This window comes from Mycolicibacterium vinylchloridicum, assembly GCF_013404075.1.
Lineage (GTDB): Bacteria > Actinomycetota > Actinomycetes > Mycobacteriales > Mycobacteriaceae > Mycobacterium > Mycobacterium vinylchloridicum.
Genome location: NZ_JACBJQ010000067.1, coordinates 1 through 26,190 on the forward strand (window position 1 = coordinate 1; position 26,190 = coordinate 26,190).

Below are 26,190 nucleotides of genomic sequence, written 5' to 3' on the forward strand. Positions count from 1 at the left end.
ATTCCTTTGCTCGAGTGACTTTCGCGGGTCTCTCGAAGAATCACGCGATGACCTTCATTCATCCGGCTACGACACGCCGGTACCGCTGATCAGGTCCGACTCGTACACCACTCTGCTGGACGCAACCTCTTACGAGACCGAGCTGTCGGGTTACGACATCCGCAAGTGGATCGACTGGAGCATGCGCTTCTACTTTGGCAGCCCGGCGTTCAGCCAGATTTACTCCGAGCTGAAGAAGCTCGAAAAGATGGGGCTGCTCACCTCACGAGTGGACGGCGCCGGCACCCGCAACCGTCGCCTCTACAAAATCACCGATCGGGGCATGGCTGCGGCGACCCAGTGGGCGCGAGAAGCCCCGGTGGAACCGCCGTCGCTGAAGCACCCCGCAATTCTGCGGGTCACGTTGGGGCATTTGACCGATCCGGCCTCGCTCAAGCAGATGCTGCACGATCACCTCAGCTACATCGACGACATGCAACGCGATGCCGCCAAGGAAGCCCGGTGGGCGGCGGCGGATCCGTCCTGGGCGTATGCCAAAATCGCTTTGGACTGGGCGGACCGGTACTACGCGTCTGAGCGGGAACTGACCTTGAGGCTGATCAAGGATCTCGATGAAGCCGAGGCAAATTTCCCGAAAGTCGGTGAGGGCGGCAAGATTCCGTGGCCCGATCCGTCCTATTGGTATGAGATCGAGCGCAGAGCCGATGCTGAGGACTGATCGCTGCTTGCCCGCCGGCTAACTTCGGCCGGCGGCATCGAGTGCGGCGATATAGCCATATACCAGGCCCTGGGCGATCGTCGCACCCGCGCCGGGATAGGTGTTCCCGAATGCGTTGGCCGCCGTGTTGCCGATAGCGTACAAGCCATCGATGACGGTGCCGTCTTCGCGTAGGACGCGAGCGCGGTCGTCGGCGCGTAACCCGCCGCAGGTTCCCAGATCACTCAGCACCATCTTCACCGCGTAGAACGGTCCCTTGACCAGCGGCCGCAGATTCGGGTTCGGGGTGATTGTGGGATCGCCGTAGTAGCGGTCGTATGCGCTGCGGCCACGCTCGAAGTCGGGATCCTCGCCGGCGAACGCATTCTCGTTGAAACGGGTCACCGTCGCGGAGAAGTCGTCGACGGGCACCCCCATCTTTGTGGCGAGATCGTTGAAATCGTCTGCGCGAACGGCGATCCCGGCGTCGTACCAGCTCTGCGGGATGGGCATCCGGGGGAAGAGTTCGGCGGCGAAGACGTAGCTGTTGCGGTACTTCTGGTCGAATACGATCCACATACTGTGCACCGGTGTCCCGGCGGCTTCCCGCTGCAGGACACGCTGGCCGAAGCTCATGTAGTCGGCCGACTCGTTCGCGAACCGCTGACCGTCCTGGTCGACGATGAACGACCCAGGCAATGAGCGCTCGGCCAGCATCACCGCCGGCGCCGCTCCGGGCAGCGGCGCAACAGCGGGGAACCACCACGACTGCTCCATCAGTGCGATGTCGGCGCCGATGTCCTGCCCGATCCGTATCGCGTCACCGGTATTGGTTTCAGCTCCGAGGCTGAGGTTGGGGCCGAGAGATTCGGACTGGAACTTCCACCGCATGTCCATGCTGTGGTCGAATCCCCCCGCGGCGAGAACGACGCCGTGTCGTGCGGTGACGGTAACGCTGTGTCCGGAGTGTTCGAGGACGGCGCCGGTGACTCCGCCGCCATCGGTCGTCAGCTCTTTGAGTGCGGTACCGAGCCAGATCGGAACTCCGGCACGAATGGCACCGGCGAACAGGCCCGCCGCCAAGGCCTGGCCCCCAGCTGCGTAGCGCCTGCCGAGGGCGAGCCCGCCAACTCCTTGCGCGAGCCGCTTGAGAATGGTGGGCAACCCCTTGCGCGGTACCCGGCTCATGAGGTTCATCCAGCGGTAGTCCGCACCGGTGGTCGGCATCGGGATGGTGACTTCCATGATCCCTGGGCGGAGGTCGGGCAGGTATTCGCCGAGGATCGTCGTGTCGAGCGGACGGCACTCGCACGTCCGCCCAGCGGCCGACCCACCGGCTGCCTCGGGGTGGTAGTCGGAGTATTCCTTGGCCCAGAACAGTTTCATCGGTGTCGTGCGTCGCAGCATGTCCACGGTCGCCGGCAGGTTCTTCACATATGCGGCCGAACGCTCCTGCGGTGCCGAACCGTCCACGACGGAGTCGAGGTATCTCTGGGCGCGGTCGGCTGTATCAACGCCGCCGCATTCGGTGATGATCGGGCTGGCCGGCAGCCACAGCGCCCCGCCGGAACGTGCGGTCGACCCGCCGACGTGCGACGACTTTTCCACGACCAGAACGGACAACCCCTGCTCGTGGGCGGCAAGGGCGGCCGCGAGTCCGGTGCCCGACCCCACGACGAGGAGGTCTACCTCGGTGTCGGCGATCGTCAATCCGGTGGGGACGGTGTTGTGGCTGGTCGGGGTCACAATCGTCGACGATAGAGCCGTGCCGGAAGATTTTGAATTCGGCCTCCCTTTTTCGCGGAACGCGGACCTATGCACGGCGTTTCTGCAAAGTTGAATGGGGACATCAGCCCGCGGATCCATCGATGAAGGACGGACGCAAGATGACGACGCATGCCGAGGCCGACGACGTTCGCTTGATCGAGGCTGGATCGGTACCCACCCGCTTTGCCCGGGGATGGCACTGCCTGGGCCTGATTCGAGACTTCGCGGACGGGAAGCCGCACCTGATCAACGCTTTCGGTCAGAAGCTGGTGGTGTTCCGCAGCCAGGACGGTGCCATCAATGTGCTCGACGGCTATTGCCGGCATATGGGTGGTGATCTGTCCCAGGGAACGGTCAAGGGCAACGAGATCGCCTGCCCGTTCCACGACTGGCGCTGGGGAGGCGACGGCCGGTGCAAATCGGTGCCCTACAGCAAGCGCACCCCTCGGTTGGCGCGCACCGCCTCATGGCCCACCTTGCAGCAGGACGGCATGCTCTTCGTCTGGAATGACCCGGAACGGAAAGCGCCGCCGGCGGAGGTGACCATCCCGCGTATCGAGGGTGCCAGCAGCGACGAGTGGACCGACTGGCATTGGTACACCACCGTGGTGAACACGAACTGCCGCGAGATCATCGACAACGTGGTCGATATGGCGCATTTCTTCTACATCCACGGATCGCTGCCGACCCACTTCAAGAACATCTTCGAGGGCCACGTCGCGACGCAGTACATGAACAGCGCGGGGCGCCCCGATATCGGGGAACCCGGCGAAACTCAAATGCTGGGCACGACATCAATAGCGTCCTATTACGGTCCATCATTCATGATCGACGATCTGACCTATCACTACACCAATGTCGACCACCACACGGTCCTGATCAACTGCCACTATCCGATCGATGCCAATTCCTTTGTCCTGCAATACGGAATCATCGTAAAGAAGTCGGCGGAGTTACCTGAAGACCTTGCCATGCAGACGGCGATCGGTCTCGGCGACTTCGTCAAGATGGGCTTCGAGCAGGATGTCGAGATCTGGCGCAACAAGACCCGGATCGACAATCCATTGCTGGTGGAAGAGGACGGGCCGGTGTACCAGCTGCGGCGGTGGTACGAGCAGTTCTATGTCGATGTCGCTGATGTCACGCCAGATATGGTGGACCGCTTCGAGTTCGAGCTCGACACCACGCTGCCGACTGCGGCGTGGATGAAGGAAGTGGAGGCCAACCTGGCCACCCAGAAAGCGGCATCCGGGTCTGTGGGGAGATGATGGCGGTCCGTCCAGACATTCGACTCGATGACGCGCCGATGGTCCCGGTCACGTGTGCGCGTTGCGGCGCAGGCGTGCAGGTGCGCAAGAGCAGTTGGAATCAGACGAGTGTGCAGTGGACCGGTTCCGCGTTGAGCCGATGTGAAGAGCGATGCAGCGCAGGGCAATTGGCGGCGAACGGCGGTGGCCTCTTTCTGGCCTGCTCGGCGCTGAACGGTTCGATCTTCGAGGCCGTGAAGGCGGGGACGGTTCCGGTTCTCGACAACACTTTCTGAGTGTCGCCTTGCGCTGCAAGGCTATTTCGGGTCTAGCGATCCGACGATCATCTCCATGGCGATCCTGAGTGCGGATTGCAAGTTGGTAAAGTCGCCGTGTTCGACCCAGTGCACATATGCATGTCGGCACGCCTGAATCACCAACTGAGCCGGCAGGTCTCGTGAGAAGGAGTCGGTTCCGATGTCGAACCGGGCCACGAGGAATTCGGTGACGGGTCCAACGAGGTCTTGACCCCAGTCCAACCAGCGCAGCCGATACTGCGGGTCGCTCAGCACCAGCGCCATGAATGCGCGGTCGACTTCGAATTGGTCGCGCTTCGGGACTTCGCTGCCGAATGCCTGCACCAGGACGTCGACGGGGTCGCTGTCTGGTTCTGCGTCGGCCAGCACGTGGATGCTCAGGCTTCCGAACTTCCCGAAGAGCGGAAGGACGACGTCTTCCTTGACGGGGAAGTGGCGGTGGAACGTCCGGGGAGCGATCCCGACGGCTTCGCAAATTCGCTCCACGGTGGCGGAAAAAGACCCGTCGGCGAGGAAAATGTCCCGGGCCGCCACGGCGACCTCGAGCCGCAACTCCTCGGCGCGCCGTTCGGTCAGGGTGGCCGGTTTACCGGTCGATGCCATGCCGTCGTCCCCTTGCCTGAGGTCCGAGTCTCCCGGTGACCGGGAATCGTGCGGTGCTGTGAGGTGCACCGCTCTTATCGTCACTGTCAGATTCTGACACACAGGCTGAATCTGACACCAATCGAAAGTCGACTACTCCCAGGAGGTCCCAGTGTCACGCGCTACGGAAGAACCCGACACCACCGCGGAGGACCTGAACTATGACGACTACACCCACGACTTCATGGGCAAGGTCGGCAATATTCACGACTTTTCTCGCGACTTCCTCGTCGGCTTGGCCCGCGTCTTCGAAGACGTCTTGAACTTCATGCCGTTCGCCCACGTGAAGATCTACTCAGAAAAAGTAGGGATCAACGCGGCCATGGATGTGGCTGCCGAGGTGTCGAGAGCGGGAATGCGACAGGTCATGCCCATGGGGCGGTTCATTGCGCCTCCCGGTTGGGATTGGAAAGAAGCGCAATACCAGGCCATTCCGTTCGACGTGCAGACCGAGGACTTGACCAAGCCGGCATTGATCCGGCTCATCAAGACGTATTGGGACCAGTACCTCAAGGGGCACAACTACTTCATCGACCAGTGGACCAAGATCATCCCTGAGGAAGAGGTCTGGCTCGGGCTCCCCGACATGTACCAGCTGATCATCGATTACCAGTACCCGAAGCTGGCGAAGGTCTTCAAGATCGAACCCGTGCACGTCGTGGACTTCCTCAAGCTTGCGGTCCTGAGCATCGACGGCACCCTGGGCTACGGCGGCGAGTACATCGTCTACAACCCGGATCATGTGGTGCTGAACATGCGCCGCTGCGAGGTGCTGCAGAAGTACACCGACGAGGGCCTATACCCGCCGGCGCGGGCCTGGATGAACTGCACATTCGAACAGCGCATCTCCGCACCGTTCTTCCCGGGCTGCAAGCTCGCAATCAACCTGCCGCCCAAGGATTTCAAGTTCGCACAAGGTGAACCCTTCTGCGTGTGGACCTACACCCGCGGGGAAGAAAACCACGCCGCGGCCGCCGCCGCACCCGATCCGCGCGCGACGGCCATGAAGCGCATTCCACTGATGGACGTGACGGTGTCGAAATGAGTTGGCGGTGGCGGGGGATTCAGCGCGACTTCTCTTCGAACACGTCGAGGGTGCCGACGAATCCGCGATTGATCTTCACCCGCTCGATCAGAATCCAGGATCCATCCGCCGATCGCCGCCAGGCGTCGCGGTAGTCGCCGAGGGTGTACATGCGTGTCGTCGGGTCATTGGAGGCGTCCAGATGGACGTCGCGGATGTAGGCACGGCTGACGGCCCGATCACCCGAGACGTCGATCACGATATTGCCAAGCAGGTGCTGGGTGACTCCGCAGTTGTCCAGATAGCCTCGGACGAGGTTGATGACGGCGGAGCGCCCCGTTACCCGACCGGTGCCGAAATCACCCTCAGCGTCCTCGGCGAGGATGCCGGCCATCGCTTCCCAGTCCCGGTCGTCCATTGCCCGTGCGAAGAGGATCAATGCCCGTTCGATGGCATGTTCGTCGAGCAACACGGCAAGCGAATCTGAGTCCATGGTCCGCGTCTCCTCGTGCCGATCAGGCGTGTGCGCCGCCGTCCACCCGGATTTCGGTGCCGGTGATGAACGCACCGTCGTCGGAGGCAACCATAGCGATCACGGAGGCGACAGCACTGGGGTCGCCCAGGATTTCGCTAGCGTTACCGTGCACCAACGGAGTCTGCTTGGCCCACAGCCCCAGGTCATATCCCTCCGGCATCTTGTCGAGGGTGCTGTTGGCCAATGCCGTTGACACCCCACCCGGCTGGATATTGACCGCCCGCAACCCCTGCTTGGAGTATTCCAGTGCCAGCGAGTGCGTGAAGCTGAGTATTCCGCCCTTGCTCGCCGCGTACGCCGCCATGTACGGGTGGGCGAACGACGCGGCTGTCGAGGTGAAGTTCACGACAACACCACGACCTGATTCCAGGAGCGCGGGCAGTGCCTGCCGGGTCATGAGGAATGTTCCGGTGAGGTTGACCGCCAGTGTGCGGTTCCACTCGGCGAGGCTGGTTTCGTGGGTATGCGAACACGTCTGGATCGCGGCCACATTGACCAGTACCTCGAGGCCGCCCAACTCCGCCACGGTGGCGTCCACCGCGGCCATCACGTCCTCTTCGCGCGAGATGTCCAAGACAGCTGTGGTGAGGCGGTTGGCCGTGCCGGCGTCCTCGGCGGCGGCCGTGGCCGCTGCCAGGCCGGCGGCAGAGATGTCGAACGCCGCGACCGCAGCGCCTTCGTCGAGCAAACGGGCCACGGTGGCCGCGCCGATACCGGATCCGGCGCCGGTGACGATCGCGCGCCGATCTGAAAACCGCTCCATCCAGATATCCCGTTTCTGCTCAGGCGAACTGGAACGCGCTGATGGGCGCTTCGTCTGGGTAGATGGCTGGACCGCCGAGGTCATAAGCGGCGTTGAGGGCGCCGATGAACTGCGGATCGTGCAGCGGCTCGCCTGGGACGTCGAGTGTGATGCCCTTGCTTTTGAGGTCGTCGACCATCATGCCGATCGCGCGTTCGATCGTGATGTCGTCGGTCCCATCCATGTTCTTCTTCAATTCGTCGAAGTCGGTGAAGACTTCCGCGGACCAGTGCACCAGGAAGCGCAGCTCGTCGGTGTGGTGACGGGCGATGACGTCCTCGCCGTTCTTCAGGACCCACTGGTCGCGATCGGCAGGATCACCGGCGAACACGGTGTCGAATGCCAAACCAGCTGGAACCTGTTGGTCCAGTGGACCGTTGGCCTCGCCACGGTGAACCATCATCTCGTTCTGGACCACGACTCCGCGGTTGTTGATCGGCGGGAGCACACGGGCGGGCGGCTTGAGGGGGCCGTCCGGCCAGTAGGTGAAGCCGGATCCTTCGTCCAGCGAGAACCACGTGATGACCTGGGCCATCTTGATCAGGTAGTCGGTGAACAGACCTGATTTTCCCATCACGCTGCACAGCCAGGTCGGGGCGTTCTCGTGGCGCACACCTCGGAAGCTGGGCGAGTCGAGATGGCCGGGATCACGATTGGCGCACGGACCGTTGATGTTGAACAGCATCATTTCCGGCTTTGCGTACTGGGCGTTCCAGTAGCTCTTGGCGTGCTCGATGAAGTCGGCGTTGTAGAAGCAGTCGTGCAGTTCGGGGTAGAGGACGGTGCCGTAGTTGGCGAGATATCCACGGAAGGTGGGGGTGAGGAACAGATCGAGCGATGGCGTGAACCCCTCGGGGAACGCACCACTCATGGTTGCCATCAATTCGTCGGCCGAGGCGAAGTGCTGGGCAATGATGAGCTTCCACGGGCCCTGGGTGTGCACGATGTCGAGCAACCGCTGCCGCTGATCCGCGGTGTAGATGTCGGTAATCTCGCGCGGTGGAGCGATAGGGCGCAGGATGTCGGACAGTTCCAGGCGCTGCTCATCGGTCAGCATGACGATCTCCTTCGGTGGTGAGGCTTTCGATTGTGGTGTGGATCGCGTCGGGCGCTCCGTCGAGCGTCCGTTGACCGGGAGATTCGCCCTCGGCACGGAGATGCGTGAATTTGGCCCGCAGCAAGGCCCCGATTTCTGCGATGGCAAGCCGCCCACGCGCGGTGGCGTCAGACCGCATCAAGAATCCGTGATAGACGCCGGGATAGCGGGTGACTGTTGTCTGCACTCCGGCGTCTCGCAACCGGCACGCATAACGTTCTCCCCAATCCCGAATCGGGTCGCATTCTCCCGTGACTACGATGGCGGCGGGCAGGTCGCTCAGATCCGTTGCATAGGCAGGTATTTGGTACGGATCGTGCGGTACTCCGGCCGGCCGATCGACCAATTCGTGCATGTACAGAATGTCGTCGTGTCGCAGCATCGGCGCATCCGGCATCGACGTGATCGACGTGGCACCCATGTCTCGGTCCAGGCCCGGGTAGAGCAGCACCTGTCCGCAGATTCGTGGTCCGCTGCGATCGCGCGCCGCCAGTGCGACGGCGGCCGCCAGCGAACCGCCGGCGCTGTCGCCGACGACGGCGAGGCGGCGCGGATCGAGGCCTAGCGTATCCGCTTGGGCGGCAACCCATTCGGTGGCGGTGTAGGCGTCGTCGAATTGAGCCGGCGGGGCCGACTCGGGCGCGAGTCGGTACTCGACAGCCAGCACCGCGGCGCCGCTGGCGTGAGCGAGCTCGCGTGCCAGCGGCTCGAATGAGTGGTTGCTTCCCATCACCAGACCGCCGCCGTGGAGGTACACCAGGACCGGCAGGTCAGGTTCGGCGGTGGGTCGGTACAGGCGTAGGGGGATGGGCCCGGCCGCAGCGGGTGCCGCCAAATCGAGGATTTCGATCATCGGTGGCATGTCGGGCAGGGGCGCAGATTCCAGTCCGGCCCGAACCGCGGCCAACCCCCTGATGCGCATCGCGACCGGCCCACCGAAGGCGGCGACGCGCTCGGCGGCGTCTGGATCGAGTCGTGGGGCGCGCATCTCAGTTCTGGGTCGGATCGAATCGGCGTTGGGTACGCAATCGCGGCGGCTCTTGGGTGGTCAAGACCCGGGCGCGCTCCGTCATCGCCGAGCCGACGTAGTCGGGTTGGGTGAGCAGATAGAACCGGTCCTCGGCGGCCTGCTCGAATACCACTTCGGCGGCACTCAACGGGTCCATGGCCTCGGCCTTGATGTCGAGCATCGCGCTGCGCTGGGCCTCGGCCGCGCCTGCGTCACCGGATTCCACTCCGCCGGCGGATTCGAAGATGTTGGACGCCACGGCGCCTGGCAGCACTGCCTGCACGTGAACGTGGTGCGCGTGACCGGCGGATTGGACTTCCAGGTGCAGACATTCGGTCAGGGCGAGCACAGCGTGCTTACTCATGATGTAGGGCGCCTGCAAGGGCACCACCGCAACGCCGCCGATCGAGGACAGGTTCCACACCCACGCAGGAGCGTCGGTGGCCATCATCTTCGGCAGGAACGCCCGGATACCGTTGAAGACACCGCTGATGTTGATGTCGACGACCCGTTGCCAATTGGCGACAGGGGTGTCCCACAGGTAGCCGAATTGTTCGACACCGGCGTTGTTGACCAATAGCCGAACGGCGCCGAACTTGCGGTACACATCGTCGGCCAATGCCTGCACAGCGTCGGCGTCGCGCACGTCGCAGACGGCGTCGAGCGCCGATCCGCCGGTGGCGGTGAGCTCGTCGCGAAGCGCCGCCACCGCCTTGGCATCGATATCGGCCAGTACCACCGTCATGCCCAAAGTGCTGGCGTAGCGTGCCAAGCCGGCGCCGATCCCGGCGCCGGCACCGGTGATGACCGCGACGCCGCCGCCGAAGAGTTCGCGCGCGCTCACGCGGGCGTGCTGGCGGTGTGCTGGGCGAGCGGCACCGAGTCCTCGGCGTCGAGAACGACTGTCATCGAAGTGAACACGAGCCCGTCGTCCGAGCGCCGGATGCCGGCGTCGACGACACCGCTGGATACCGCGAACGGCACGTTGTTGGTGATCTGATTGACGAACAGATAGAACCGGACCGAGGTCACATCACCGCCGACACCGGTGCGGAAGATGTTGGTCGCGTGGTGGCGGCACGGGTACGGGTTCTCGTTGCGGTGATCGGTGAGCCACGCGCGGGTTTCCTCGCCGCCATGAAGTTCCGCCGCGAGGAGATGTTCGAACGGGCAGCTCCCGGAATCCGAACGGCTCAGGTAGTGCATTTCGTCGCCGATACGGGCGTCCACCTCGTTGAAGTGGCCCTGGTCGTAGTGATACCAGAATTCGGCGATGAACTCCTGGGCCTCGGACAAGGCGATCTCGTTGCTCATGACGAGAAGTCAACCCCGGATGTGGCCCCAGTTACACCGCCGGTGACCGTTGAGTGGAACGCCCTGCCGATGTTCCTCTCACGCGTACTGGTCGTCGGACCGGTCAGCGACCATCAGCGATCAGGGCCCACAATCCCTGGGTTCCCGCGGCGGCTGCGGCTGCGGCAACCCGCTCGTCCCAGTGGCGAACCGATCCGTATTCGGACCGCCACGCCAGCGCTGCACGGGTGAATTCGTGGAGTCGATGCTCCCGCGTCGTGCCGATCGCCCCGTGTACCTGGTGGGCGTTGCGAGTCACCACCGAGGCGGCATGGCCGGCGCAGGAACGCGCTGTGGCGATCAGGAGGTCAAGGTTCGCCGAACCCCAGTTCGTTGCGACCGCAACGTCGAGTGCTGCCTCGGTGGCGGCGCGGGCCAGCGCTGCCTCAGCGGCGGCATCCGAGACGAGATTTTGGATCGCCTGGAACTTGGCAAGCGGGCGGCCGAACTGCTCCCTGGCGGACACGTGCTCGATGGACATCTCCACGGCCCGTTCGAGTGCCGCGCACACCTGAATCCCCCGGAGAAGTGCCGACTTACGCTGAAGTTTCTCCACGAGCGCAGCACCGATAGGTTTCCCGGCTGTCGCCGCGAGCTCAGCACCGGCCGTGTCTCGGGGCTCGCCGATCAGATTGACTCCCTCACGGATGGAGAGCGCGGCGGGCTCGACTTCGGCAACGCGATACTCGTCGCCGGCCCACCACACCACCACGATCCGATCGACGGAGGCGCCCCACGGTACGGGTGTATCGGGCCCACCGCGCGGGGATAGATGCACCGTGCGGATGGCGTCGTCGACTTCGCCGAGGGTCTCCAACAGCCAGCATGCCAACAAGTCGTGTTCGCCCAATGGCGTGCGAATCCCGTGGCGTACAGCAGCGCTGAGTAGTTCAGCAGCCTCATGCCAGCCCGCCCCACTGCCGCCTGACTCCTCTGATCCCGTAAGCCGCGCCAAACCGAGGGACTCGAGACGCTGCCACAGCGCGCGGTCGAGAACAGCGCGCCCGCCGGTCGAGTGCGAGGGTCCGCTTCGGTGGTAGTCGGCGAAGACCGCGTCGATCATCGCGACCAGGTCCGGGTCGACCGCTGGAGCTGCGTTCGTCGAAAGGTGGCTTGTCGTCATCGCATGCCCAATCCGCGCGCGATCACGCCGCGCAACACCTCGTTGGTTCCGCCACGCAAAGTGAAGCCCGGACGCTGGTCGGCGGCATCGGCGACCAGCTGCGTCCATTCGGCGGACGCCGGGACGGCGTCCCCGGTGCAAAGGTCGGCGAAGTCGGCGATGTCACCTTCGACGGTCGTGCCCAACACTTTGACGACGGCCGCAGCTACCTCACAGCTCTCCCCGCGTTGCAGCGCGCCTGCCACCGCCGTCGACATGTGGTGAAGCCCGGCGATGCGTGCCACCAGGCGGCCCAACTCGGGATCACCCGGTTCTCGCCGCACCGCCGTTTTCTCTACCGCGTGCGCGAGCAAGGGGAAGGTCGACAGGAAGCGTTCGGGGCCGCTGCGCTCGAAACTCAGCTCCGAGGTGACCTGAGTCCAACCCTGTCCGATCTCACCGAAGACCATGTCGTCCGGGACGAAGACATCCTCGAGGATGACTTCGTTGAAGTGGTGTCCGCCATTCATCGAGACGATGGGGCGGACGTCTACGCAAGGACCGCGCAAGTCGACAATGAACTGGCTCAATCCGGCGTGGCGGTGCGCGGGATCGACGGTGGCGGTCCGCGCGAGCACGATGAACGCGTGAGCACGGTGAGCTCCCGACGTCCAGACCTTGGTGCCGGTCAGCGACCAGCCGCCGTCGACCCGGGTTGCTCGGGTGCGCACGCTGGCGAGGTCGGATCCCGAATCGGGTTCACTCATCCCGATCCCGAAGAAGCACTCACCAGAGACGATGCGTGGCAGGAAGTGCGACTTTTGGCGCTCCGTACCGTATTTGAGCAGTGATGGCACAATCTGACGATCGGCGATCCAGTGCGCAGCCACCGGTGCGCCCGCGGCCAGCAACTCCTCGGTGACGACGAATCGCTCGTGAAAAGAGTGGCCGTGACCGCCGTAGCGCCGAGGAACGGTCATGCCCAGCCACCCTCGCCTGGCCAACGCCGCGGTAAATTCTTCATCCCATCCGCATAACCACGAATCGATCGACGGGCCAAACGCGCCGGCGGCCAGCTGCTCGGCCAGGAAAGCGCGCACTTGCGACCGTAGTGCGTCCGAGGTGGCGTCGTTGATGACCGGTGGCACCAGCCGGGGCATCGCGGTGGTCACGTCGTCCTCCACTTCGCGATCCGGCTCTGGTGCTCGGAGTCGTGGTGAGCCAGCGGCTGCATGGCGGCGGCCATTGCCAGGGTGGACTCCAGCGATCCGGAAATGGACTCCTGCAGAAGCCGTTTGGCCATCCGCAGGGCGTGCGGAGGGTTCACCGCGATGCGTTCGGCCAATGCCCGTGCTTCGGCCAGCAGGTCGTCGTGGGCCACGACGCGGCTGACCAGGCCCCACTCGAGAGCCGTGGTTGCGTCGATGCGATCGCCGGTGAAGGTCAACTCTGCGGCCCGGGCGTACCCGACGGCACGCGGCAAGAACCACGTGCCGCCATCACCGGGGATGAGGCCGAGCTGGACGAAGCTCTCGGCGAACGATGCGCGCTCGGACGCGATGCGGATGTCGCACATCATCGCCAGGTCGCATCCGGCGCCGATGGCCGCACCGTTGACGGCCGCGATCAATGGCACTTCGAGGCGGCCGAGCGCCCGCGGTATGCGTTGGATGCCGTCGATATAGGCCCGGCGTTGGTCAATGGCATCCAAGCCGAACATGCCTCGGCCGTCGGCCATGTCTTTGACGTTGCCGCCTGCGGAGAAGATCTTTCCTGCGCCGGTCAGCACGATCGCGCACACCGAGTTGTTGCGGTTCGCCGCGTCGACAGCCTGCTCGAATGCGGCGATGACAGCTGGGTCGGTGATGGCGTTGCCGACCTCTGGCAAGGTGATGGTCCAGACCTGAACGGCTCCATCGGTCTGGATGCTCAACGATTGATTCACACGCGCTCCCGCAGCTGTAGGGATTTCGTCTGCAGGTACTCCTCGAAGCCGAATCGCCCCAATTCTCGCCCGATTCCAGACTTCTTGTATCCACCGAACGGTGCAGCCGGGTTGTAGGCCCCGCCATTGATGTCGAGTTGACCGGTCTCGACGCGGCGGGCGAACGCGATCGCGGTGTCATCGTCGGCAGCCCAGACTGCGCCCGACAGTCCATAGGGGGTTCCGTTGGCGATATGCAGCGCCTCGTCGGTGTCGGTGTAGGGGATGACCGCCAGTACCGGGCCGAAGACTTCTTCCTGACCGAGTTCGGATTCGGGGTCAACATCGGCGAAAACCGTTGGTGCAAGGAAGAATCCCGTGTCTCGAACAGGCTCGGCGCCGCCGGACAGCAGCCGTGCGCCCTCGTGTGCGGCGCGTTCGATGAAGCCACGGACGGTGTCGAACTGTGAACGCGAGGCGGACGGGCCGATGCGGGTGGCGGGATCCCATGGGTCGCCCACGGTGTAGCGGGAAACCGCGGATTCGATCAGCTCCAGCGCCGGGCCGTACTGCTTCTGCGGCACCAGCATCCGCGTCCAGGCCATGCAGGTCTGCCCACCGTTGAGAAACGCATTGCCTACCCCGACCTTCACCGCGGTGGTCAGGTCCGCCCCGTCGAGGATCACATTGGCCGATTTGCCGCCCAGTTCGAGTGCGACCTTCTTGATCGTCCCCCCGGCCAGTTCGCCGACACGCGCCCCGACACCGGTGGACCCGGTGAAGGAGACGAAGTCGACGTCGGGGTGAGAGGCCAAGCGCTCGCCAATGATCCGGCCGGGTCCCGACACGATGTTGATGACCCCGGGAGGCAATCCGGCCGCCTCGCACGCCTCGACGAATGCGAACACCGATAGCGGGGCTTCGTTGCTGGGCTTGAGGACGACGGTACAGCCCGCGGCGATCGCGGGCAGCACCTTCGCGACCACCTGGTAGAGCGGGTAGTTCCATGGCGTGATGGCACCGACAACCCCGTAGGGCTCCCGAAGCACCAGGGAGTTGCCGATGCGCTCTTCGAAGGCGAACTCATCCAGTACGTCGGCGAACCCCTTGGCCACCGCCAGCGGAACCTGGGTCTGCACCGTTTGGGCCACGCGCACCGGCGCGCCCATCTCGGCGGTGATCAGATGAGCGATGTCGGGCAAGTGCTTCTCCATCGCGTCGATCACGCGGTGGAGTCGGTCGCGACGTTCGGTCACGCTGATCAGTGGGTCGAACGCGTGCCGCGCTGCCGCGACGGCGGCGTCCACGTCGGCAGCGTCGCCGTTGGGCACATGGCCGATCACCTTCTCCGTCGCCGGATCGACGACATCGATGACGCCGCTGCCCTCAGGTTCTCTCCACCGGCCGTCGATGAACAGCGAGGATCGCTCGAAATTGGACACCAGGATCTTCCCTCCGGTCGTGATGGTCAGGGGACCAGGCTGGCCCTGATGTCCCGCTTGCCGTCGGCAGCGGCGAATGCTTCGTTGATCTCGTCGAGCGCGTAGGACGCTGCGGCGAGCCGCTCGAATGGCAGCGCCTGCTGATGGCGTTCGAGGAAGGTGAGGGCACGCGAGAGCACCGCCGGGTCGTACAACGACACCCCGACCATGGTCTTGTTGGAGAACACGAATCGTGACGGGTCGAAGGCGAATGTCTGGCCGACATTGATATTGCCGATCTCGACATAGCGGCCGAACTGCCCGAGCATCTGCAGACCTTCCTCGATCGCCGAGGGGTGCCCCACCACCTCCACCACGACGTCGGCCCCGTGGCCGTCGGTAAGAGCCCGCACCGCTTTCGCGCGGTCCTTTGGTGTGCTGATCTCGCGGAGGTCGAGAACTGTGTCGGCGCCGAAGGCCGTGGCCAGTTCGAGCCGCTCGGACACTCCGTCGATAGCGATGACGTTGGCGGCGCCGCGGGCTTTCGCGACGGCGATCGCGTACAGCCCGAGGGCTCCTGCCCCCTGAACCACTACGTGCTCGCCGAGCTGCAAGTCGACACGTTCGAGTCCGTACATAACTTGTGAAAGAGCGCAATTGGCGCCTGCGGCGATATCGTCACTCACGCTGTCGGGGACCACATAGGCCACGGCACCGGCGGGCAGCAGATAGTAATCGCCATAGCCGCCGACGAAGTAAGGCGGCTCGTCGGCGCGACCCAGCATCGCCATCTTCAGGTTCAAGCACGCGTTGCGCCGCCCGGCCAGGCAATTTCGGCAGGTGTGACAGCAATAGAAGTAGGGAAACACCACTCGGGTGCCCTCGCTCAGTGGTTTGCCGTTGGAGTCATGTGACACCCCCGTGCCCAGCGCAGCGACAGCGCCGACCATCTCATGACCGAGAACTGTTGGCAGCTGGCCGCCCAGACCTCGGGTCGCGAACGTTCCATGCCAGGCGTGCACATCGGAGCCACAGATGTTTGCGCGCAGAACTCGGACCAGGATTTCTCCCGGGCCTACTTCGGGCAGGCTGACGGTCTGGATCTCGAACGGCTTGCCGGGTTCGTCAAAGCGCGCGATGCGGCCCTCATACACGTGGAGAATCCCTTTCGATTTCGTTGATGTCGATGCTGAACCGTTGGCGCAGATCGCGTTTGAGCAGCTTGCCACTAGGGTTCTTCGGCAGAGAGTCGACGAAGAACACCTGTTTGGGTGTCTTGAACCCGGCGAGGTGGTCGCGACAATGACGGAGGATGTCGTCCTCGGTCAGTGCGGCACCGGCGCGAGGGACCACCGCAGCGACCACCGCCTCTATCCACACCGGGTGCGGTATGCCGAATACGGCCGCTTCTTCGATTCCGCTGTGCCGGTACAGGACTTCCTCGACCTCGCGGCTGGCAACGTTCTCGCCTCCGGTCTTGATCATGTCTTTCTTGCGATCCACGACATGCAGAAGACCATGCTGATCGTAGAAGCCCAGATCTCCTGAATGGAACCAGCCGCCGGAGAATGCCGCAGCGGTTGTCGCCTCGGCGTCGAGGTAGCCGAGCATCAGATGTGGGCTGCGGTGGGCGATTTCGCCCACCGTTCCGACTTCGACGAAATTATCTGCCTCATCGAGGATGGCGGTTTCAACGTTCACGACGGGCCGTCCCGCTGCCCCGGCATGCGTATCCTGCTCGTCCGGTCCCAGCGCGGAAGCCAGGGGGGCCATCTCCGTCTGGCCGTAGAAATTCCACAATCGGAGGTTGGGCAGCCGCTGTCTCATCTCGTACAGGATCTCGGTGGGCATCGGCGAGGCTCCGTAATAGCCTTTGCGCAGACTCGACAGGTCCACTTCGTCGAATACCGGGCTGCGCAGCAGGCTGATCCAGACAGTGGGCGGGGCAAAGTAATTCGTGACGCCGTAGCGTTCGATCGTGCGTAACACCAGTTCGGGATCCGGTCGCGGGACGATGATGCTGGTGGCGCCCAGATAGATGTCGGTGGCCAGGAAGTTGTCCAACTGGGCACAGTGATACAGCGGCAGGGAGTGCACTTCGACGTCTTCGCCGGACATGGAGCCGGCCACGATGGTGCTGATGTACTGCCACATCAGGCTGCGGCTGCTGTGCATGACGCCTTTGGGGCGCGATTCCGTGCCGCTGGTGTACATCACCCGCAGAAGTTCGTCGTCGCCGAGGCGGATATCCGGCGCTGGGCTGGACGTGCTCAGCCAGTCGGCAAAATCCGGCCAACCGACAGGCGGAGACTGACTGTCGGGAATCAAGGCAACCTTTGTCGTGACCGTCGGGCTGAGCTCCATCGCCTGCTCGGCGACCGGCACCAGATCGGCTTCGACGAGGAAGGCAGAGGCCTTGCAGTGCCCGAGGATGAACGCGATCTCCTCGACGGTCAGCATGAAATTGATCGGCACGAGAACCACGCCGGCGCGGGCGGTGGCGAACGCCAGTACTGCGTACTGCCAGCAATTGCGCGCCAACAGCGCCACCCGATCGCCCGGTCGCAATCCGTTGTCGTGGAAGGCTGCGGCGGCTCGGTCCACCAGGTGGTCGAACTCGGCGAAGCTGAGCACCACGTCACCGTCGATGATGGCGGTCTTGTCGGGCTGCTTGCGAGCCGAACGACGCGGGATGTCGGCCAGACTGTGGCTGCGGGCACGGGCGATGACCGCGGCGAGGTCGTCAGAGTGCATGAGCCGCAGGGTAGGCAGGTCGACCGCGGACGTGGTGGTTCGTCTCCCGCTCAGTAGACAGGTGTGCGCGGGGACCGGTGATCTCCTTCGATACTCGACGCATGACCGTTACCACTGAATCGTCGTCACCGGCTGGCAACGCACCGGATCCGGCCGTCCTGCGTGCCCATCTCCGGCAGGCAGACCCCGGCGTTCTGGTTGCGGTGCTCGCCCAGATGACGGGTGACGCATCGGTCGTAGACCGGTACGCCGGCAAGATCGACCACGTCCCCGACCCGCCCGAGCGTGCCGGAACCACCGACCCCGCCACCGCAGACGCGCTGGCCGACGAGATCATCGCCGCACTCGGTCGGCCCCGGCCGGTTGGCGCGATCGCCGCTGACGACCGTGAGCTGTTCGCCACCCTGTTGCCGATCGCGCTGGGCACCGATGTTGACGACGAACAGGTGGATCTGCTCCTCGAGCAGGGCGGTTTTCGACCCTCACAACCGACACTTCCGCGGACCACGCCGATTCCGTCGACGACCACGGTGGCGATCATCGGTGCCGGTATTGCCGGCATCGCGGTCGCGCTGGCCGCGGCCGAAGAGGGCGTGCAGTTCCAGATCTACGATCGCAACGACGAAGTCGGCGGCACCTGGCTGACCACCACCTATCCGGGCATCGGAGTCGATACGCCGTCGGCGTACTACTCGCTGTCCCGGGAAGTGAACCCCGACTGGTCGAACTACTACCCGGAAGGTGCCGAATACCAGTCCTACCTCGTGGCCTTGGCCGACAAACACGACCTGCGCCGCCATATCCGGTTCGGCACCGAAGTCGAAGCGCTGTGGTGGGACGAGCAACGCCAGCAGTGGCAGATTCACTCGCGGGCGGCCGACGGTACGGTCAGCTTTGACTACGCCAGCGTGGTCGTCACCGCCGCCGGCTATCTGAATCGCCCGCGATTTCCCGACATCAAGGGCCGAGAGACGTTCGCCGGAACCAGCATTCACTCAGCCCACTGGGATCCCGCGCTGGACCTGGCAGGTAAGAGGGTGGCCGTGATCGGCGCGGGCTGCACTGCGGTGCAGATCGTGGATGCCTGCGTCGACGAAGTCGAACACCTCACGGTGTTTCAGCGCCAACCACACTGGGTGGCACCCCGTAAGCGGCTCTCCGACGACGTGCCCGAGCACCGGCGCTATCTGGGACGGGTGCTGCCGTTCTATGCGATGTGGCATCGACTCAAGTCGTACTGGGGCACCGCCGACAACAATTATCCGGTGATTCTGCAAGATCCCGAGTGGTCGCAGACGCACCTGTCGATCTCCCCGGCCAACGACGTGTTGTTGCAGATGTGTCTCGACTACATCGACCGCATGTTCGGGGCCGGAACCGAGTTGGCGCGCAAGGTCACTCCGGACTTTGCGCCGTACGGCAAGCGCATCATTCGCGACCCAGGTGGCTATTATGCCGCGCTGACCCGCGACCATGTCGACGTCGAAGCCAGTGAACCCGCCGAGGTGAACGCCAGCGGTATTCGCACCGCAGACGGACGCCAGATCGACCTCGACGTCATCATCTATGCCACCGGCTACCATCTCGACTTCTTGTCCACGGTCGATATCCGCGGCCGTGACGGCAAGACCTTGGCGGGGGAGTGGGGGGACAGCCCCCGCGCATACCGTGGCGGAACCGTTCCGGGATTTCCGAACCTGTTCATCACGTCGGCCCCCAACTACAGTCCCGGACATGGTGCCGGTGCCAACTTCTCGATGGAGGTCCTCGCCCATTTCATCCTGGAGTGCCTGCAGCTCATGGCGTTACGCGGTGCGACGACGATCGAGGTGACCGAGCGCGCATTCGAGGAGTATGTCGCCGGCATCGATCAGGCGATGCAACGCACCGTGTGGTGCCACACACCCAATGCTCACACCTACTACCGGTCGGAGTCGGGCCGCGTCGTCGTCGCAACCCCGTACCGACTGGTCGACTTGTGGCAGCAGCATCGGGCTCCCGTCGAAGAGGACTTCATTCTGCAATGAGTGAGATCCTAACCGGGAAAACGGGTTCTCGGTCAAAGTACTGGCTCAGCCCCAGGGAGTGAACCGGAACATCATCCACGGGATGCTGGTCGTGCTCTACCTGCCGTTTCTCGTCGACTACATCGCGCGCCTGATACTGGCCGAACACCGCGTCCGGTGGTTCTTCCGCCACCTGATCGGGTTCGTGGTCGTCGTGGTGCCGTTGATGGGGCCGCTGCTCCTGCTGCGGCTGGTCGCGTTGGTGGGCGCCCTGCAGCGGGCGGTCGGCGACGCGGTCAGGGGCCGCGTGGCGGTGTACACCGCATTCACCGCGGTGCTGTTGGTCTACGCCTCGTCGCTGGCGGTGTTGCAGGTCGAACGCCCGGCGTCGGGCGCCAACATCAAGAACTTCGGCGACGCGGTGTGGTGGGCGATCAGCACGATCACCACCGTCGGCTACGGCGACCTCTACCCGGTGACGGTGGCGGGACGAATCGTTGCCGCACTGCTGATGATCGGCGGCATCAGCATGGTCGGTGCCATCACCGCCACCATCGCGAGCTGGATCGTCCAGCGGGTGGCGGCCGAGGACAGCGCCCAGCAGGCCGCCACCGTCGAACACATCGAGAGCCTGCAAGCCGAAGTGTCCCGGCTCGCGGACCTGGTGTCCGCACAGGCCAGGCGCGAGGAAGCGGTGAGATGAATCGGGGACCGTTCGACGGCAAGGCCGTGATCACGGGAGCGGGAAAGTCCCAGGTGGGGAGGCGGCTGGGCCGCACTGGTCTGGAGCTGACCATCGAAGCCGTGCTCAGGGCGATCACCGATGCCGGCCTTGATGTCGACGACGTCGACGGCATCGCCAGCTATCCGGGTGCCGTCGCCGGCAATCCCGGTTTTTCGGGGGCCACGGTCACCGAGGTGCGCACGGCGCTGGGGTTGCGCAGCCGCTGGTACATGTCCGGGCTGGAGACGGCGGGACAGATCGGTCCGGTGATCGAGGCGTGCATGGCGGTCACCCTCGGGCTGGCCAACCATGTGGTGGTCTTCCGGTCGGTGTGGGAGTCGACGGCCGCGCAGCAATCCGGCGGCGGTCACGCGTCGGTGCTGCTCGGCGGGGGCGGGAAGCTCCCCGTTCAGATGGAGTGGACCGCACCCTTCGGTGCGTTGTCCGCAGCCAACTGGCTGGCGATGCCGGCACAGCGCTATATGCACGACTTCGGGCTCACCCGGGAGCAGCTCGGCGCCATCGCGGTGAATGCGCGGCGCAACGCGGGCCGCAATCCCGATGCGGTGTACCGCGACCCGCTGACGATGGAGGATTATCTGGCCGCGCGGATGATCTCCGAACCGTTGTGTCTGTACGACTGTGATGTGCCCTGTGACGGGGCCACCGCCGTCATCGTGTCCCGCCGGGATGCTTCGGGCGGCCTGCCGCGCCATCCATTGACGGTGGAATCCGTCGGGCCCGGGATGTTCGAAAGACCAACGTGGGAGCAGCGTTTCGACCTGACCACGATGGCCGCGCACGATTCCGGCGCCACCCTGTGGGAGAACACCGCATTGCGGCCGCGTGATGTCGACATGGCTCAGCTCTACGACGGCTTCAGCTTCCTGACGGTGATGTGGTTGGAGGCATTGGGATTCTGCGAACATGGCCGAGTCGGTGAGTTCATCGAGGGCGGGGAGCGGATCGCCTTGGATGGGGAGCTGCCGTTGAACACCAGCGGTGGACAGCTGTCGGGCGGTCGCCTGCACGGCATGGGCTTCCTGCACGAAGCCTGCGTGCAACTGTGGGGTGAGGGGGGCGAACGTCAGGTGCCCCGCACTCCCGAGGTCGTCGCCGTCGGGGTCGGTGGGGGGCCCGTCGCCGGTTCGATGTTGGTGAGCAGCCGATGAGCTATCAGAGGCCGGATCTGCGGCTGGCGCCCAGCCCCACGCCCGAATCGACGGCGTTCTGGACCGGCGGCCGCGACGGCGATTTGCTGATCTCGCGATGCCGGGCGTGTGGCCATTTCTTTCACCCGCCCGGACCTGCCTGCTGGCGTTGCCGCAGTACCGATGTCGCTCCCGAGAAAGTATCGGGGCGGGCGAACGTGGCCGCGTTCAGCGTGGATCGGCAGCCCTGGATCCCCGGTTTCGAACCGCCCTACATCGTCGCGATCGTCGAACTGGCTGAGGAACCCGATGTCCGGCTGATCACCAATGTGGTCGACGTCGAACCGGAGGACATGCGCATCGGGCTCGAGGTGGAGGTGTTCTTCGAAGACTGGACCGGCTTCTCGGGCGAGGAAGACACCCGGGTGTGGATTCCGTTATTCCGGCCCCTCGGCCACTGACGGGACGAGCTCAACCGTTGCAGGGCAACTGGATTGAGGTCAGTCGCGAACCCAGACGGAGATGTAGCCGATGGGGATGCCGGTGCGGGTGGCAATGCATTCGCGGGCGGCGAGTTCGACCTTGTCGCGCGAGGTCGCCTCGGTGGCATCGTTGATCTCGGGAATCCGGATCACCCAGCGATTGGTGTCGAATCGGATATCGATCTCGAAGCACTGCCCGGCCATCGGCCGCAATAGGGAATGGGTGCGAAGACCCCGTTGCGGACGGGTAGAGAAGCCACGAGTTCTGTAATGAGTACGCATCTTCAGGCTTTCCGGAACGATTCTGGGCCGCGGGAAAAGATACTCCCCGCAGCGCGGAATACAAAATCGCGGCGATCTGTGACCAAGATGGGGATATGGATCACGACGACAGCACCGCCTCGCAACGGATCGACGGCCGAATCGCCGAGCTCGATGATTGGCGCGGCGAGACCCTGGCGCGCATCCGCAGCGTGCTCAAGCGTGCCGAGCCTGAGCTGGTCGAAGAGTGGAAATGGCGGGGTGTCCCGGTGTGGTCACGGGCCGGCATGATCTGTACGGGGGAGACCTACAAGAACACGGTCAAGATGACGTTCGCCAAGGGCGCGTCACTGCCGGATCCGTCCGGATTGTTCAATTCCAGTCTCGATGGGAACACCCGCCGTGCGATCGATATTCACGAGGGCGACGAAATTGATGAAGACGCACTGACCGCGCTCATTCAGGCGGCAGTGGAATTGAACCTGTCGAAGGGGCCGCGGTCGCGAAAGCGCGGTTGACCGGAGTGGGGAGTTGGCCTCAGCGAACGGAGCCTACGTCCGGCGACGGGTGGATACGCTGTGGCGATCGCCGTCGGAGTAGGGCTGGCCATCGGTACCGCCAATGCGCAACCGGCGGCGGCAGCACCGGCGAGTGCATCGGACAGCGCGCACAGGGGACCAGCGAGCAGTGGGCGAGGGGCCAAAAGCACCGCGCTACGCCGCGCTCCGGCCGCTCGACTTACCCAGAACAACGCGAAACGGGCGGCCGACGCGACGCGCAAACCGACTGCGGTCGCGGCCAGCGCCCGGCGACAGGGAGGGGCCACTGCCGCTGAGTCGTCGACGGATTCGGCCCGCTACCCGCTGCGCAACCTGGTCGTCACGGTCAAGAACACTCACCTGGCGCTACCGCTGCAGACGGTGTTCTTCGTCAAACAGGTCGCCGGCAATGCCACTTTCACCGAGAACACGGTCTACGACCTACACAACGTCGACCAGTACGACTGGAACAAGCTGACCGGCATCTCATTCACGTTCTTGCGTCCGGACACCGATGCCATCATGGTTGCCTGGCGCTACAACGTCGAGACCCAGATGTTCGAGATCGGGCCCTACTACAACCTCGACACCGCCAGGATCATGCCGGCCGACGACGAGATCATCTCGGTGCCGGCTGATGCGAAGTTCACCTTCAACGTCGACTACGAGGGCATCGCGCTGCAGTACGGAGATACCGTGGTGTACAAGCCGATCCCCGCGGGCTTACATCCACATCAGTTGTCCGCGTTCCGGATCAACAGCTGGTTCGGCGGGACCAGCCTGGCGCCCAGGACCATCTCGTACTACATGCAGCTCAAGCCGTGGTGGAAGACGTTGTGAGGCTTGGTATCAGCCGCGCGAGCTGGGCGGACAGATAGCGGGCTGCAGGCCCAGCGAATTGGCCATGGCGTTCTGATTCTGGCACGCGTTCACCCCGGAGTCCGGCGGGGTGCTCGCACCCTGGGTTCCCGGGCACGGGGTGGGCTGCAATCCGATGGCGATGGGCATGGCGCTTTGGTTCTGGCAGGCCGTCGACCCGGAGTCCGGTGGGGTGTTCGGGCCCTGGGTTCCCTGGCAGGTGATGGGAAGCAGGCCGATGGCGATGGACATCGCGCTTTGGTTCTGGCAGGCCGTCATCCCCGAGTCGGGTGGGGTGTTCGGGCCCTGGCTCGCCCGGCAGGTGGTCGCTGGCAGGCCCAGGGAGTTTGCCATGGCGCTTTGGTTCTGGCAGGCATTGATGCCGGAATCTGTCGGGGTGCTGCCCGCGGGGGGATTCTCCGATTGATCCTTGTCCGGTGAGCTCGTCGCATCCGGACTCGCATTCTGACTGTCGTCGGCACTCGGACTCGGACTCGGCGAAGGACTGGGCGACGGGCTCGGCGACGGTGACGGAGTCGTCGTGGGGCACGGTGGGGGGTTGTAGCCGCCGCGCTGGAAGCAACCTGCAATGGCAACGCCGGTCGGCGGCACAGCATGGAGGATCCCGAAACCGATAGCGGCGGCAGCCAGCGTCGTCGCGGCCACGATCCGGCCCCAAATATGCTGTCGCATTACCGGTCTGGACAATGTCAGATGTCTTTGACGAGCACCCGGTAGCGGCGCACAGCGAATCGCCACACGCCGTCGACGCGACGGAGCTCGTCGCCGTCGCCGAAACGCGCGCGATCTTCGGCCCAGCAGTCCAGATAGTCGTCCAGCGCCTGGCGGGTGACGGCGTCGCTGTAGCTATCGAACCGCTCGCGGATGCTGAGGCGATCCTCGATCGGGCCGGAAAACACGAGTGCCATTCCTTCCGCCGGTCGGCTATCCCTGGAAGGTAGCTGATCGACTACCGATTAGCCGTGATTGCGGCCAGGAGCGTTCGGGGTCGATGTCGCCCGCGGCATCGGAGGAGTATCACAAGTGTCGCTCGAGTTCGGCCACCAGTCGCTTCTTGCCGCCGAAGCCGACGACGCGGTGGATGTCCTCGGCGTCCTTGAACATGATCTTGGCGGGGATGCCGCGGAAGTTGAAGCGCTCCCACACGCCGTCGAACTGGTCGACGTCGATCTTGCGGATGACGATCCGTCCGGCCCAGAAGTCGACCAACAGGCAGTGAAACGCGTCAAATCCTCCGGTCGTCGAGACTGGAGGTGCCAATTGTGGGAGGGAGTTGCCAGCCGGGGAATCCCCGCACTCAGTCGTCGCTGTGACGAATCAATCTGCAGGCGTGAGACTTTCGGTGCGGGGGCGCGCGCCCGCCGCGTGCACTGCAGCTGGACATCGGTCTTGCTCAGGGAAAGCTCGAGAGCGTTCTGTCACGTGACGAATTTATCGCCGCCCGATAGCCGGACGGGGTGGTAGCTTCTCGATCACTCGCCGCCGTTGGGCAGCTTGGCGAAAAGGAAGTAGTGCACTACTCATGTCCCGGGCGGATGTCGAAGTAACGATAAATCCGGATGAATTGCGCCCGTCCGGCTTGGAGGGGTTGCGCAGGTGAGATGGGGAAAGCGATGGCCAAGATCAACAAGCTCTTCGTGGTACACACAACCAAGAACATTGCCAACGCGGGCACTGACGCGGACTTTCAGCTCTACATTCACAGGTTTGGAGCCAAGCCCCTCGCATTGATCTTTCCTGACCTGCCGTACAACGAACGAGAGCGAGGTCGAACTGACTTCTATCGGTTCAACGTTTCCCGGAAGAGCATCTACACCGAGAGGAGTTTGCGGATCTACATGACGATGCTCAACAGCAGCGATGGCTGGCTTCCGGAGTCGATCTTTCTCATTGGCGAAACGTCGACCGGCGAATCCGTCGTACTGGGCTCTCATCCAGATTGGCCGAGTGACCTTTGGTTCGACACCAACGAGCCCGGCTCGCAAGCGGGTCACCTCATCGCCTACACCTGAGAGTGGGATCAGCTGCTGTGTAAAACGTCACAGTGACGAATTGGGCACGTAGGGTTGGGTGGGAGCGGGACGCGGAATAGGTTCTGGCTCTGGGGATTTGGGCGATCCGACTCGCTGGCGGACGCCGATCCTTTGTACGCGGAAATCGCCCGGAGGACCCCGGACCCAGGGGTCGGTTCTGAACGCGACATCGCGTTTCGAAAAACAGTGCCGACCCCAGAGGGAGGGTCGGTTCAACTCACGACTGGGCGGCCTGCGCGGGCGCCGAGTGACAAGCCGCAGGTATACGTTTTGCCGATAAGCCACATTATGTCAAGTAGTAAGTTGGTTATTCGCGTGGCATGCGAATAGATCAGTTTCTGATAACACCCCCACCGGCGGTCGGCGATATTGCGGCAGAGCATGTTTCGTCTCGTTCGGGCACACCGCCGGTAGGCAGGCTTGGA

Annotated in this window: 30 protein-coding genes; 12 read left to right on the forward strand and 18 right to left on the reverse strand. The window is 64.1% G+C overall.

Annotation, left to right across the window (positions count from 1 at the left end):
- The first annotated feature begins 85 nt into the window (after positions 1-85).
- The gene (locus tag HPC46_RS30080) at positions 86-718 is read left to right on the forward strand and encodes a PadR family transcriptional regulator (RefSeq protein ID WP_179475802.1); all 633 of its coding nucleotides are present in this window, start codon (positions 86-88) and stop codon (positions 716-718) included.
- An 18-nt stretch (positions 719-736) separates the two neighbouring features.
- Here HPC46_RS30080 and HPC46_RS30085 read toward each other — a convergent pair whose 3' ends face one another.
- Entirely contained in the window at positions 737-2,443 is a 1,707-nt protein-coding gene (locus HPC46_RS30085; protein WP_325096838.1) for a 3-ketosteroid-delta-1-dehydrogenase, read from the reverse strand.
- Between the two features lie 140 nt (positions 2,444-2,583).
- Between HPC46_RS30085 and HPC46_RS30090 the strand changes: the two genes are divergently transcribed.
- Complete coding sequence (locus tag HPC46_RS30090; RefSeq protein WP_179475803.1) at positions 2,584-3,732, forward strand: 3-ketosteroid-9-alpha-monooxygenase, oxygenase component; 1,149 nt, start codon at positions 2,584-2,586, stop codon at positions 3,730-3,732.
- A complete protein-coding gene (locus HPC46_RS30095; protein WP_179475779.1) occupies positions 3,732-4,007 on the forward strand; it encodes a ferredoxin in 276 nt (91 codons plus the stop codon). Before HPC46_RS30090 ends, HPC46_RS30095 begins: the two co-directional genes overlap by 1 nt.
- A gap of 21 nt (positions 4,008-4,028) precedes the next feature.
- Here the strand turns inward: HPC46_RS30095 and HPC46_RS30100 are convergent, their stop codons facing one another.
- Positions 4,029-4,631, reverse strand: coding sequence for a TetR/AcrR family transcriptional regulator (locus HPC46_RS30100; RefSeq protein WP_179475780.1), 603 nt, complete (start codon positions 4,629-4,631; stop codon positions 4,029-4,031).
- 151 nt (positions 4,632-4,782) lie between these two features.
- On the opposite strand from HPC46_RS30100, the gene HPC46_RS30105 reads away from it, so the two are divergent.
- Positions 4,783-5,715 (forward strand): hypothetical protein, encoded by a 933-nt coding sequence (locus tag HPC46_RS30105; RefSeq protein WP_179475781.1) that lies wholly within the window; start codon positions 4,783-4,785, stop codon positions 5,713-5,715.
- 19 nt (positions 5,716-5,734) lie between these two features.
- On the opposite strand, the gene HPC46_RS30110 is transcribed toward HPC46_RS30105, so the two are convergent.
- The 12 genes from HPC46_RS30110 to HPC46_RS30165 form a co-directional block, all read right to left on the reverse strand.
- Positions 5,735-6,187, reverse strand: a complete 453-nt coding sequence (locus HPC46_RS30110; protein ID WP_179475782.1) for a nuclear transport factor 2 family protein — start codon at positions 6,185-6,187, stop codon at positions 5,735-5,737.
- A 22-nt stretch (positions 6,188-6,209) separates the two neighbouring features.
- Positions 6,210-6,992 carry an SDR family NAD(P)-dependent oxidoreductase gene (locus HPC46_RS30115; protein WP_179475783.1) on the reverse strand — a complete coding sequence of 261 codons (783 nt, stop codon included), beginning with the start codon at positions 6,990-6,992 and terminating at the stop codon, positions 6,210-6,212.
- A gap of 19 nt (positions 6,993-7,011) precedes the next feature.
- Positions 7,012-8,088 (reverse strand): hypothetical protein, encoded by a 1,077-nt coding sequence (locus tag HPC46_RS30120; RefSeq protein ID WP_179475784.1) that lies wholly within the window; start codon positions 8,086-8,088, stop codon positions 7,012-7,014.
- Complete coding sequence (locus HPC46_RS30125) at positions 8,075-9,115, reverse strand: alpha/beta hydrolase (RefSeq protein ID WP_179475785.1); 1,041 nt, start codon at positions 9,113-9,115, stop codon at positions 8,075-8,077. Before HPC46_RS30125 ends, HPC46_RS30120 begins: the two co-directional genes overlap by 14 nt.
- A gap of 1 nt (position 9,116) precedes the next feature.
- Positions 9,117-9,980, reverse strand: a complete 864-nt coding sequence (locus tag HPC46_RS30130; protein ID WP_179475786.1) for an SDR family NAD(P)-dependent oxidoreductase — start codon at positions 9,978-9,980, stop codon at positions 9,117-9,119.
- A complete protein-coding gene (locus tag HPC46_RS30135) occupies positions 9,977-10,450 on the reverse strand; it encodes a polyketide cyclase (protein WP_179475787.1) in 474 nt (157 codons plus the stop codon). The genes HPC46_RS30130 and HPC46_RS30135 overlap by 4 nt, the downstream gene beginning before the upstream one ends.
- Positions 10,451-10,553: 103 nt before the next feature.
- On the reverse strand, positions 10,554-11,612 hold the full coding sequence (locus HPC46_RS30140) for an acyl-CoA dehydrogenase family protein (protein ID WP_179475788.1): 1,059 nt from the start codon (positions 11,610-11,612) through the stop codon (positions 10,554-10,556).
- A complete protein-coding gene (locus tag HPC46_RS30145) occupies positions 11,609-12,751 on the reverse strand; it encodes an acyl-CoA dehydrogenase family protein (protein WP_179475804.1) in 1,143 nt (380 codons plus the stop codon). Before HPC46_RS30145 ends, HPC46_RS30140 begins: the two co-directional genes overlap by 4 nt.
- Positions 12,752-12,759: 8 nt before the next feature.
- Positions 12,760-13,536 carry a crotonase/enoyl-CoA hydratase family protein gene (locus tag HPC46_RS30150; RefSeq protein WP_179475789.1) on the reverse strand — a complete coding sequence of 259 codons (777 nt, stop codon included), beginning with the start codon at positions 13,534-13,536 and terminating at the stop codon, positions 12,760-12,762.
- On the reverse strand, positions 13,533-14,957 hold the full coding sequence (locus HPC46_RS30155; RefSeq protein ID WP_179475790.1) for an aldehyde dehydrogenase family protein: 1,425 nt from the start codon (positions 14,955-14,957) through the stop codon (positions 13,533-13,535). Before HPC46_RS30155 ends, HPC46_RS30150 begins: the two co-directional genes overlap by 4 nt.
- A 26-nt stretch (positions 14,958-14,983) precedes the next feature.
- A complete protein-coding gene (locus HPC46_RS30160; RefSeq protein ID WP_179475791.1) occupies positions 14,984-16,090 on the reverse strand; it encodes a zinc-binding dehydrogenase in 1,107 nt (368 codons plus the stop codon).
- On the reverse strand, positions 16,083-17,690 hold the full coding sequence (locus HPC46_RS30165; RefSeq protein ID WP_179475792.1) for an acyl-CoA synthetase: 1,608 nt from the start codon (positions 17,688-17,690) through the stop codon (positions 16,083-16,085). Before HPC46_RS30165 ends, HPC46_RS30160 begins: the two co-directional genes overlap by 8 nt.
- A gap of 101 nt (positions 17,691-17,791) precedes the next feature.
- On the opposite strand from HPC46_RS30165, the gene HPC46_RS30170 reads away from it, so the two are divergent.
- Genes HPC46_RS30170 through HPC46_RS30185 form a run of 4 tightly spaced genes read left to right on the forward strand, consistent with a single transcriptional unit; the run spans position 17,792 to position 22,032 of the window.
- Positions 17,792-19,717, forward strand: a complete 1,926-nt coding sequence (locus tag HPC46_RS30170; protein WP_179475793.1) for a flavin-containing monooxygenase — start codon at positions 17,792-17,794, stop codon at positions 19,715-19,717.
- A 58-nt stretch (positions 19,718-19,775) separates the two neighbouring features.
- A complete protein-coding gene (locus HPC46_RS30175) occupies positions 19,776-20,399 on the forward strand; it encodes a potassium channel family protein (RefSeq protein WP_325096839.1) in 624 nt (207 codons plus the stop codon).
- Entirely contained in the window at positions 20,396-21,592 is a 1,197-nt protein-coding gene (locus tag HPC46_RS30180) for a thiolase family protein (RefSeq protein ID WP_179475794.1), read from the forward strand. The genes HPC46_RS30175 and HPC46_RS30180 overlap by 4 nt, the downstream gene beginning before the upstream one ends.
- A complete protein-coding gene (locus HPC46_RS30185) occupies positions 21,589-22,032 on the forward strand; it encodes a Zn-ribbon domain-containing OB-fold protein (protein WP_179475795.1) in 444 nt (147 codons plus the stop codon). The genes HPC46_RS30180 and HPC46_RS30185 overlap by 4 nt, the downstream gene beginning before the upstream one ends.
- A gap of 39 nt (positions 22,033-22,071) precedes the next feature.
- On the opposite strand, the gene HPC46_RS30190 is transcribed toward HPC46_RS30185, so the two are convergent.
- Positions 22,072-22,257, reverse strand: a complete 186-nt coding sequence (locus HPC46_RS30190) for a long chain fatty acid-CoA synthetase Faa4p (RefSeq protein WP_179475796.1) — start codon at positions 22,255-22,257, stop codon at positions 22,072-22,074.
- Positions 22,258-22,430: 173 nt separating this feature from the next.
- On the opposite strand from HPC46_RS30190, the gene HPC46_RS30195 reads away from it, so the two are divergent.
- Both HPC46_RS30195 and HPC46_RS30200 read left to right on the forward strand, forming a co-directional pair.
- Positions 22,431-22,832, forward strand: a complete 402-nt coding sequence (locus tag HPC46_RS30195) for a DUF1801 domain-containing protein (protein ID WP_179475797.1) — start codon at positions 22,431-22,433, stop codon at positions 22,830-22,832.
- Positions 22,833-22,892: 60 nt separating this feature from the next.
- Positions 22,893-23,693, forward strand: a complete 801-nt coding sequence (locus HPC46_RS30200) for a hypothetical protein (RefSeq protein ID WP_179475798.1) — start codon at positions 22,893-22,895, stop codon at positions 23,691-23,693.
- Between the two features lie 9 nt (positions 23,694-23,702).
- Here HPC46_RS30200 and HPC46_RS30205 read toward each other — a convergent pair whose 3' ends face one another.
- Positions 23,703-23,861 carry a hypothetical protein gene (locus tag HPC46_RS30205; protein WP_179475777.1) on the reverse strand — a complete coding sequence of 53 codons (159 nt, stop codon included), beginning with the start codon at positions 23,859-23,861 and terminating at the stop codon, positions 23,703-23,705.
- Here HPC46_RS30205 and HPC46_RS30210 point away from each other — a divergent pair.
- Complete coding sequence (locus HPC46_RS30210) at positions 23,860-24,138, forward strand: hypothetical protein (RefSeq protein ID WP_233716898.1); 279 nt, start codon at positions 23,860-23,862, stop codon at positions 24,136-24,138. The two genes, HPC46_RS30205 and HPC46_RS30210, sit on opposite strands and share 2 nt — an antisense overlap.
- 283 nt (positions 24,139-24,421) lie before the next feature.
- Here the strand turns inward: HPC46_RS30210 and HPC46_RS30215 are convergent, their stop codons facing one another.
- Complete coding sequence (locus HPC46_RS30215) at positions 24,422-24,631, reverse strand: hypothetical protein (protein WP_218894824.1); 210 nt, start codon at positions 24,629-24,631, stop codon at positions 24,422-24,424.
- 118 nt (positions 24,632-24,749) lie between these two features.
- Positions 24,750-24,992 carry a thioredoxin family protein gene (locus HPC46_RS30220; RefSeq protein ID WP_179475800.1) on the reverse strand — a complete coding sequence of 81 codons (243 nt, stop codon included), beginning with the start codon at positions 24,990-24,992 and terminating at the stop codon, positions 24,750-24,752.
- A gap of 353 nt (positions 24,993-25,345) precedes the next feature.
- On the opposite strand from HPC46_RS30220, the gene HPC46_RS30225 reads away from it, so the two are divergent.
- Entirely contained in the window at positions 25,346-25,744 is a 399-nt protein-coding gene (locus HPC46_RS30225; protein WP_179475801.1) for a hypothetical protein, read from the forward strand.
- Positions 25,745-26,190: the final 446 nt, after the last annotated feature.

Coding starts and splice junctions, on each gene's coding strand:
- HPC46_RS30180 (WP_179475794.1), top strand. CDS start 20,396: ATGAATCGGGGACCGTTCGACGGCAAGGCCGTGATCACGGGAGCGGGA.
- HPC46_RS30125 (WP_179475785.1), bottom strand. CDS start 9,115: ATGCGCGCCCCACGACTCGATCCAGACGCCGCCGAGCGCGTCGCCGCC.
- HPC46_RS30110 (WP_179475782.1), bottom strand. CDS start 6,187: ATGGACTCAGATTCGCTTGCCGTGTTGCTCGACGAACATGCCATCGAA.
- HPC46_RS30145 (WP_179475804.1), bottom strand. CDS start 12,751: ATGCCCCGGCTGGTGCCACCGGTCATCAACGACGCCACCTCGGACGCA.
- HPC46_RS30100 (WP_179475780.1), bottom strand. CDS start 4,631: ATGGCATCGACCGGTAAACCGGCCACCCTGACCGAACGGCGCGCCGAG.
- HPC46_RS30165 (WP_179475792.1), bottom strand. CDS start 17,690: ATGCACTCTGACGACCTCGCCGCGGTCATCGCCCGTGCCCGCAGCCAC.
- HPC46_RS30170 (WP_179475793.1), top strand. CDS start 17,792: ATGACCGTTACCACTGAATCGTCGTCACCGGCTGGCAACGCACCGGAT.
- HPC46_RS30095 (WP_179475779.1), top strand. CDS start 3,732: ATGGCGGTCCGTCCAGACATTCGACTCGATGACGCGCCGATGGTCCCG.
- HPC46_RS30190 (WP_179475796.1), bottom strand. CDS start 22,257: ATGGCCGGGCAGTGCTTCGAGATCGATATCCGATTCGACACCAATCGC.
- HPC46_RS30185 (WP_179475795.1), top strand. CDS start 21,589: ATGAGCTATCAGAGGCCGGATCTGCGGCTGGCGCCCAGCCCCACGCCC.
- HPC46_RS30120 (WP_179475784.1), bottom strand. CDS start 8,088: ATGCTGACCGATGAGCAGCGCCTGGAACTGTCCGACATCCTGCGCCCT.
- HPC46_RS30210 (WP_233716898.1), top strand. CDS start 23,860: ATGGCGCTTTGGTTCTGGCAGGCCGTCGACCCGGAGTCCGGTGGGGTG.
- HPC46_RS30115 (WP_179475783.1), bottom strand. CDS start 6,992: ATGGAGCGGTTTTCAGATCGGCGCGCGATCGTCACCGGCGCCGGATCC.
- HPC46_RS30135 (WP_179475787.1), bottom strand. CDS start 10,450: ATGAGCAACGAGATCGCCTTGTCCGAGGCCCAGGAGTTCATCGCCGAA.
- HPC46_RS30090 (WP_179475803.1), top strand. CDS start 2,584: ATGACGACGCATGCCGAGGCCGACGACGTTCGCTTGATCGAGGCTGGA.
- HPC46_RS30225 (WP_179475801.1), top strand. CDS start 25,346: ATGGCCAAGATCAACAAGCTCTTCGTGGTACACACAACCAAGAACATT.
- HPC46_RS30140 (WP_179475788.1), bottom strand. CDS start 11,612: ATGACGACAAGCCACCTTTCGACGAACGCAGCTCCAGCGGTCGACCCG.
- HPC46_RS30195 (WP_179475797.1), top strand. CDS start 22,431: ATGGATCACGACGACAGCACCGCCTCGCAACGGATCGACGGCCGAATC.
- HPC46_RS30205 (WP_179475777.1), bottom strand. CDS start 23,861: ATGCCCATCGCCATCGGATTGCAGCCCACCCCGTGCCCGGGAACCCAG.